The 8,528-nt window shown below is 61.2% G+C and carries 7 protein-coding genes and 1 pseudogene; 5 read left to right on the forward strand and 3 right to left on the reverse strand.

Annotated elements, in window-relative coordinates; genetic code table 11:
- Window positions 1-189: 189 nt before the first annotated feature.
- Window positions 190-2,379 carry a putative bifunctional diguanylate cyclase/phosphodiesterase gene (locus V6767_RS03245; protein WP_448472106.1) on the reverse strand — a complete coding sequence of 730 codons (2,190 nt, stop codon included), beginning with the start codon at window positions 2,377-2,379 and terminating at the stop codon, window positions 190-192.
- A gap of 301 nt (window positions 2,380-2,680) precedes the next feature.
- Between V6767_RS03245 and V6767_RS03250 the strand changes: the two genes are divergently transcribed.
- The 4 genes from V6767_RS03250 to V6767_RS03265 are packed head-to-tail and all read left to right on the forward strand — an operon-like array spanning window position 2,681 to window position 4,680.
- Entirely contained in the window at window positions 2,681-3,313 is a 633-nt protein-coding gene (locus V6767_RS03250) for a TetR/AcrR family transcriptional regulator (protein WP_448472107.1), read from the forward strand.
- Window positions 3,314-3,329: 16 nt separating this feature from the next.
- The gene (locus V6767_RS03255) at window positions 3,330-4,019 is read left to right on the forward strand and encodes a DUF899 domain-containing protein (RefSeq protein ID WP_448472108.1); all 690 of its coding nucleotides are present in this window, start codon (window positions 3,330-3,332) and stop codon (window positions 4,017-4,019) included.
- Entirely contained in the window at window positions 4,012-4,209 is a 198-nt protein-coding gene (locus V6767_RS03260; RefSeq protein ID WP_448472109.1) for a hypothetical protein, read from the forward strand. Before V6767_RS03255 ends, V6767_RS03260 begins: the two co-directional genes overlap by 8 nt.
- 48 nt (window positions 4,210-4,257) lie before the next feature.
- Window positions 4,258-4,680: a VOC family protein gene (locus tag V6767_RS03265; protein ID WP_448472110.1), complete on the forward strand. Its 423-nt coding sequence runs from the start codon at window positions 4,258-4,260 to the stop codon at window positions 4,678-4,680.
- Window positions 4,681-4,980: 300 nt separating this feature from the next.
- On the opposite strand, the gene V6767_RS03270 is transcribed toward V6767_RS03265, so the two are convergent.
- Window positions 4,981-5,418 (reverse strand): hypothetical protein, encoded by a 438-nt coding sequence (locus V6767_RS03270; RefSeq protein WP_448472111.1) that lies wholly within the window; start codon window positions 5,416-5,418, stop codon window positions 4,981-4,983.
- Between the two features lie 56 nt (window positions 5,419-5,474).
- Window positions 5,475-8,303, reverse strand: a complete 2,829-nt coding sequence (locus V6767_RS03275; RefSeq protein ID WP_448472112.1) for an autotransporter outer membrane beta-barrel domain-containing protein — start codon at window positions 8,301-8,303, stop codon at window positions 5,475-5,477.
- 119 nt (window positions 8,304-8,422) lie between these two features.
- Between V6767_RS03275 and V6767_RS03280 the strand changes: the two are divergent.
- Window positions 8,423-8,528 (forward strand): annotated as a pseudogene (locus V6767_RS03280) (IS630 family transposase); the annotation flags it as partial.

Genomic DNA, 8,528 nt, shown 5'->3' on the forward strand with positions numbered 1-8,528 from the left:
GTCCGGTCCTGGAACGCCGGTGATCTCGCAGGCATTGCCTGCGGCTCTAACCGACGCGTCGCGGTATTGGTTCCCGAAAAAGCGCGGGACAAACCGGCGAAACGGCTTTTTCGGTTCGGAACAAAGGTCAGGATGACCGGCTCGGATGCAAACCTGTTCGCGGCCCGAGCCGCAGCTCTGCGTTTGCTCTCATCTCCGCGAGCCGGCGGGAGAGGAAATGTGCTCAATGTCGCGAAGAGGAACCGGCTTCGAATAGAGAAAGCCCTGCAGGCTGTCACAGCCAATCTTGACAAGGCCTGCGTCCTGTAGCGCGGTTTCAACGCCTTCGGCAGTCGTCTTGAGGCCTCTCGCGTGGGCCAGTTCGACAATAGCCCGGATTATGGCTTCATCGCCGGCCTTCTCACCGAACCCCTGGACGAAACTTCTGTCGATCTTGATGCGATCGACATTCAGGGTTCGCAGTCGACCAAGCGACGAGAAGCCAGTCCCGAAATCGTCAATCGCGATCTTCACACCTATTGCACGCAGAGCGTCGAGATTAGCGACAACGGCCGAAGCCTCATCGGTGGCGGCTGTCTCAGTCACCTCCAGTTCAAGAGCCTGCGGTGACAACCCGGTAGACAACAGTATTTTTTTGACTTTGGCGGCGTAACCTTCGTCGCGGAGCTCGACGCCGGACACGTTGACCGCAATGCTCTTGCCTGGCCATTGAGTTGCCGCTTTGCAGGATTCCCGCAAAACAAACTCACCGACGGCTTCAATCATTCCGGTTTCTTCAGCTATCGGTATAAACAGTTCGGGCGAGATCGAGCCGAATTTAGGATGCTCCCAGCGAAGGAGTGCCTCGTATCCTTTGACCTGATGGTCACGTGCGGAAATAATGGGTTGGTAATGAACCTGAAACTCTTTGCCAGCCTTCAGGGCCACACGCATATCCCCTTCCATCTCCTGGCGCCTGATGAGCAACTGGTCCATGTCCTCTGAAAAGAACGTATACCGACTGCGGCCTGAATTCTTGGAAAAGTACAAGGCAACATCAGCCCTCCGAAGCAGGCTCACGCGGTCGCTGCCATCGCGCGGCGCCAGCGCCACCCCAACACTGACTCCGACAAAGACCTCCTGGCCGCCGAGTACAAAAGGACGGCGTGCAGAATCAACGATGCGCTGACAGATAACGTCGACGTCCCGCACGCTGGCCCTTCCCCTGAGCATCACGGTAAATTCGTCTCCGCCGACGCGGGCAACGACATCACCCTGGCGTACGATAGCCTTCAAACGTTGGCCAAATTCGCGAATCAAAGCGTCGCCCGAGGGATGTCCGAGCGTATCATTGACCTGCTTGAACCGATCCAGATCGAGAAACAGCAGAGCGCTGCCCCCTCCCTTGGCCAGTTCAACATCCACATACTCGTTGAAGTAATTTCTGTTGGGAAGTTCGGTCAACGGATCGTGGAGCGCCATGTAACGGATCTGCTCCTCGCTCGCCTCCAGCTCTTTCGAGCGGTTGTGATACAGGAACAAAGAGAACGCGATCGCGCAAAGCGCCAAGCCGATCACGGCGGACAAAACCGGAATAAGTTTTGATAGCATCGTTTCCCCCGGATGGTGGGGATGCCAGACCATGTAACCCAAAACGGATCCGTCAGCCTTGTAAAACGGCAGGCTGGAATAGTGCGGCTCATCGCTCGCCGACCATGAAAAGCGCAGGTCTTCGAACAAATAGTCGGTCTTCAGCTCCTCGATCAGGCTTCCGTCGAGAAAGCGTACAGCAACGTGAACCGCTTCCTCGCCGGGCGTTTGCTGGATATCACCGGTGTCGGAAACAATTGGCTTGACGCTGACGACAGAGGGACGCCCCTGGATGACGGCCAGATCGGATACGCCCGGCGTGAGCACGGTATCGCTGATCTGGCTGTCATCGCCGACCCGTAGCTTGTCGCGAAGAGCAAGAACCAGAGGCAGGGCTTCGTCTTCGACTACGCTGAACGCATCCGGAGCGGCCGTTCCGCCATCGGCAAAGGCGTAAACAGCCTGGTTCGACGGATCGAGAACATAAGCCTGATCGAGGCCGAAATATTCATGCATCCAGGCCCCGAGGTTACTATCCATCCAAGCGCTGTCACGCGCGCGCACCCGCTCGACGGCATCATCCCAGACAGTGACACTTTCCTGATCGTGCGCGACTTTGGAACGCAGTTGAGAAACAACGAGTTGCGCAAGATTTGCCTGCCGATCGTACGAAACGCGATCAGCCTCGTGGCCGGCCCAAATCAAGAGCCCCAAAACACCGAGGCCGATACAACCGGTCAACGCTAATATTGGCAGGGCGCGCGTCAGTAGAAAGCCTGAGAATTTGAAAGACTGTTTTTTGCTGCGCATTTCCGAAACCTGCCATGTATCTAAAACTATGGAGAAACATAAGCTTCTGCACAAGCGAATATCTCGAACCTTCCCCATGAGGCCATACAGTGCTTGCCCAGACGTCAAAGGGACGGCGGGGTCGTCCGTTTGGTCTTCGTCCAGACCTTGGATAGCGGAGCCAGCGGTGCGCCAGGATGGGCCACCGTTGCGGTAATCGCCGCCTCCAGCTTGCGATCGCACTCGCGCACCCTGCGTGATCATCGTCGTATTTGACATCAAACCGACTAGTTGGTATGTGTTCCGGAACAGGAGGCGACGCATGCCCAAAATGACCTCAAAACCGGATGCGAGATCGAAACTGCTTGATGCGGCGCTGTCGTTGATCCGCGCCAAGGGCTATACGGCCACCACAGTCGACGAACTCTGTTCGGCTGCTGGCGTGACCAAGGGCGCCTTCTTCCATCACTTCAAGAGCAAGGACGCGCTCGGCATCGCCGCGGCGGAACACTGGTCGGCCACCACCGGCGCATTCTTCGCCGGTGCCCCCTATCACGACCATGATGATCCGTTCGACCGGCTGATCGGCTATATCGAGTTCCGCAAGGCGATCATCGATGGCGATCTCGCCGAGTTCACCTGTCTCGTGGGCACCATGACTCAGGAGGTCTATGGGTCGAATCCGGCGATCCGCGATGCCTGCGCTGCAAGCATTTTCGGGCATGCGGCCACGCTTGAGCCCGATATCGAGGCGGCGATGACAGCGCGCGGGATCGTGGCGGACTGGACGCCCGCCAGCCTGGCCGCGCACACCCAGGCCGTGCTGCAGGGTGCATTCATACTGGCCAAGGCGACGGGTGGCCGCGCCATCGCACGCGACAGCGTCGATCATCTGAAACGCTATCTGCTGCTCCTGTTCGAGAGGCCATCGAAGAGCGGCGCGACAGGTTCCTGACGAGGAGGTTCATAACATGACTGGAATTTCAGACCATGAGACGAAAGCGGTGTCTGGTGTCGTTCGCCGAACAGTGTCGCCGGATGCCTGGCGCAACGAACTCGCCGACCTGCGCAATGCGGAAAAGGACCTGACCCGTGCCCAGGACCGGCTAGCCGCAAGGCGACGGCGCATGCCGTGGACGAAGGTCGATGGCGACTATGCCTTCACCGGCCCCGAAGGAACCGGCACGCTGGCCGATCTGTTCGACGACCGTCGGCAACTCATCGTCTATCATCATATGCTAAAGCCCGCGGATCCGAGCCCGTGCGCAGGCTGCTGCATGGTCGCCGACCAGATCCCGCATCTCTCCCATCTGCATGCGCGCAACACCACGCTCGTCTTCGTCTCGAAAGCGCCGATTGGCGAGATCGAGGCGTTCCGAAAGCGCATGGGCTGGTCGATGCCCTGGTACGAGACGCGGGACAGCTTCAACGCCGACTTCGACGTGTCTTCTGGGTTCGGCCTCAACGTCTTCTATCGCGATGGCGCGGACATCTACCGGACCTACTTCACGACCGGTCGCGGGGTCGAGACGCTCGGCACGGTCTGGACTCTGCTCGACCTGACGCCCCTCGGCCGGCAAGAAGACTGGGAGGAAGCGCCCGCGGGCACGCCGCAGACCAGGCCATACCAATGGTGGCGGAGGCACGACGCGTATGACTGAGACGCGTCTTCAATCGATGGGCGCCGGCGACCTGATGACGGCTGATGTTCTGCGCAGGCTGGGCGGATCGGGGCTGCTCGAAGAAGATCCCAATCTCGCGGCCTATGTGGCCCGCGCCGAAGCGCGACCGGCCTTCAAACGCGCGTTCACTGCCCAGAGGGAATTCTTCAACGCTGCGGCGGAGCCGTAGCCAATCGTCGCCGTTGAAGGCGACATAAACCGTAAGGGAGGAACTGACATGGAACCGACAATCTATCTTTTCTTCAAGGGCAATTGTTTCGAGGCGATGACCCGTTATGCCGAGGTGCTCGGCGGCGCGATCGGCGGTGTTTTCCGCAACGGTGATGCGCCCGATCCGGAAAACCGGATGCCCGGGGGTGACGATATGGTGATGAACATGGCCATGACTTTGGGCCGTGGCATGGTCATGGCCTCGGACGTCCCGGCCGAAATGTACAAGAAGCCCGCCGGCTTCCGCGTATCGATCGCGCCGTCCTCGCGCGCGGAATTCGACCGCATCCACGAGGCGCTGGCGGCGGATGCGCAGAGCGTCGAGATGGCGCCCGGCGAAACCTTCTGGGCCGAACGCTTCGCCATGTTCACCGACAGGTACGGCACGCCGTGGATGCTCAATTTCGAGGGCGACAAGGGCTCCGCCTGAGCGGACCTCAACGAAAGCAGGGAGAGACAATCATGTTGCGAATGGTCATTCTGACCGCAATGCTCGCGGTAGAGTTGTTCGAATAGCGCGCGTCGCGCCTTGTGCCGGGGAACGAGGATATAAAGACGCCGGCTGAGCGCGACGATCTTGTCACGCTCCTCCTCGCGGATCGGGGAGACCGACAAACCCTTGTCGGAAATAGCCGCATCTGGAATGGCGTTGGCGGCCGCGTCTCTTGCCAACCCTTTGAGTTTCGAGTCGAGTGTGGCAGTTCGTTCGTCTTGCCATTCGGCAAAGCTATCAGGGATGGCAAGCCTGAGCCGCCCTTCGGCGCGCATCAGGGCGAAGATTGGTCGAGGCAGAAGATAATCCTCGAAACTGCGCCAATGCCCGGCTACCACCGACCCATAAGTCGCCGGCCCGCAGGCGCTTCCACAGGTGAACGAGTACCGCCTCTTCCCAAGCCCGCAGGTCGATGGTGACGCCGTCCGAGCGCACACGTCGCCGCCACTTGCGGGTCATGAACGCGAACGGCACCTGCGCGGGTAGTTTCCTGCCGCTGTAGAGCGCACGCAGATGATCCACTGCCCTCAAAACCGGATCGACGGGACGAAACGACCGGAAGGAGAATGCGCCGAACATGAGCCTGCCCAGCTCTCGCAGCGATTTGTGCCGCTCGATGAGTTCATCGAATTCGTCGCTGCGATCGGGGCGCACGATGGACTTGGCTGTAGCCATGCTGGCGGTCAATCCATCCCAACCGTGCAGAGATTCTCACGGAGCCCCAGATCAGCTCAGAACTTGAAGCTGAGGCGGGCGAAGGCGGCACTGTCGGCAACACCGGAGCCGAACTGTCCGTCATAGGAGAGCGACAGGCTCGCATCCTGGATGCGGTCGCCGACAAGCGTGTCGAGATCGAATTCGACGCCGGCGCTGACGAGCGCGACATCCTCGCCGACCGGCACGCCGGCCACGGTGAAGGGGTCGCCGCCAGCAAAGGCATTGACCGAATTCGGGCTCATCGAGCCGTAGACGTGGCGCCAGCCGAGCATGCCGGTCACCCTTGCCGTCGCGTCGAAGGCAACCGATCCGCGCACGCCGAGCGTGGAATAGGTCAGGTCGGTGGTGTCGGCTGCGATGGCCAGCGCCGCCGCGCCGCCGGTTTCGCTATAGGCATCAGTGTGAACCGAAACATAGGCAAGACCGGCAAAAGGCTCGATCGCGGCCATTCCCATTTCGAACTCATAGCCGATCTCGCCGAAGATCTGGGCCGTGCCGCCATTGGTGGAGCCGGTGAGGTTGTCGGAAAAGCCGGGAAAGGCTGCGGTGCGCTTGGTGTCGATATCTGACCAGGCATAGGCCGCACCGCCTCGAATGTTGAAACCGTTCACCGTTGTGCCGGCATAGACGCCGATCTGGTAGCTGGTGGCGTCGGCCGAGGAGGCGCGCTCGTCGACCTTGTAGGAGGATGACTGGTAACCGACCATGAAACCGGCAATGCCGGCATCGCCAAAGCCGGCATCGCCGCCGATCATGACGCCGCCCGTATCGGTGTCGAGCTTGGCGGCATTGCCGTCGCCGTCCACATGGCCCAGGCCGCCGAAGCCCTGGATCCACGCGCCGAAGCCGGGCGCGGACAGATCATCGACGCAGCCATTTGCATTTCGCTCGGTTGCCTGGGCGGCTGTCAGCGGCGCGGAGCCCGAGGGCTGTTCACACGCCGAACCGGTGGCCGCGCGCATGCGGGCAAGCGCGGTGTCGCGCACAAAGCGGCTGTCCTCAACAAGCCCGATCTTCAGACTGGCGTGAATTTCGCCGGAAAGCGCGTCGAAGGCTTGCGGCGCGTCCGTTGCCTGCAGGCCGACGATGGCATCATAGACCGAATTGCCAGCGCCCAGGCTCTCGACGCCATAGGCTGCCGCTCGCTGGTTCGGCGTCTGCGCATAGCGCTCAAATGCGGAGCCGTTGCGCATCAGACGAAGCAGGACGGAATTGGCGGTGTAGTCCAGCATCGGATCGAGATAGGCAAGTGTCGTGGTCACGCCGTCAAACGCGCCGGAAACGCCGCCGTCAGCCGTCAGGATCGTGTATTCCGATTCCGAGGCATAGACCCCGTCAAAGCCGATATGCACGACGTCGCCGCCGGAAAGCGTGGCCGTTCCTGTTGCCGCGATCAGATCGGCCGACGCGCCGCCCGGCTCGGTTTCGACCTCGTAGATCGAGCCAGGCCCGAAGGAGACGTCGCCGGCGACATTGATGACGCCGATGGAATTGCCTGGAGATACCGTGCCGCCATTGCCGACGGTGGTGTTTCCGACCGTGCCGTTGCCGGTCAGGCGACCGGAGCCGGTGAGCGTGACCGTGCCGCCGACCGTGCCGTCCAGATGCAGCGTGAAGTCGGTGACCGTGCTGTCGCCAGTATAGCCGGCGGAATTGCCGGTGAGCGTCACAAGGCCGCCGCCGGTGAAGAATATGTCGCCCGAACCGGAGATCGTTCCGGCATAGGTGCCGTCAAAAGACTGATCGAAGGTGATAGCGGCATCTTCCGCAACATCAAGATTGCCGAAGAAGAGGTCGGTGCTGGAGATCAGCCCGCCTTCTTCCACCGACCAGTCGAGATTGCTGGCTCCGGTCAGGCGCAGCGTGCCGGGGCCGGACTTAACCATTTGGCCGGCAACGCCGTTGAACCCGATGATCAGGCCGGCGAAACTGCCATCGGCGGCCTGCGCGAATTCAACGGTTCCCGCATTGGCGATGTCGCCGCGGATCGCGCCGCTGCTGCCGATCAATCGGCCCGCGCGCACCTGGGTGCCGCCGGTATAGGTGTTGGCTCCCGAAAGCAGCAGCGTGCCGTCGCCGGCCTTTATCAGCGTGGCGGTGGTGCCATCGATGAGCGAAGAGGCGATCGTGGTCGTCACTCCGCCATCAACATTGATCGTGCCGCCATCGCCGCTTGCCGGCGAGAACGCCAGCGCGCCCTCCTGAAGGAGGTAGCCATCGGTCTTGAACTGCAGCGTGTCGAATTCCTGGGTGTCGTTGATGGTGACGGTTCCGGCATCTGCCATAAAGACGCCGACTGCCCGTCCCCAGGCCGCATTGGCGCTGCCCGAGGACGTGGTCCAGTTGGTGGTCGTGGCATCCCACGTGGCCGTGCCGCCATCGACCGTATTGTTGGCCGTCGTGTTCTGGCCGTCCCAGAACTGCATGGTCTGCGGTTCGCCGCCGGTGACGGCAAGGTTCACCTCGCCGTCGCGGTCGGTGTCGATGGCGCTCTCGGAATCGGCAACGCCGCTGACGGTGATGGTTTCGAAACTGCCGGAAAGATCACCGCCATAGCTGAACAGGTAGTAATAGCCCGCCGAGGCCACCGTGGCTTCCAGCGTACCGCCGAGCGTCAGGTCGCCGCCGACCGAGATGAAGTCATTGGTTTCGCCGCCAGCGACGTCCGGCGTGTTGAGCTGGAAGACGGTGGTCGAGCCGTCATCAAGCAAAAGGTTGTCGGCGAATGTCAGCGTGCCCGCGCCGTCGCCGGCGCCTGGCGACAGCGTTGCGTCTGCATAAACCGATACATAGCCGCCCAGCGTGCCGGTGCCGCTCAAGGTGCCGGTATCGGCGACGACCATCGCGGCCGAACTGGCGCCGAGCTTGTTGTCGACCTCTAGAGCATCAGGCGTGATGAATGAATCGTATGGGATTCCGTTTTGGTGCGATTTGTGATTCCCTGGGTCAAAGGAGATTTCCGATGACCCGAGCTCTTTCCGTTGACCTCCGCCGTCGTGTGACGGATGCAATTGCACAAGGCAAATCCCGGCGCGCTGCAGCCGAACAGTTTGCGATTTCCGCGGCGA

The sequence above is a fragment of the Martelella sp. FLE1502 genome (assembly GCF_053484255.1).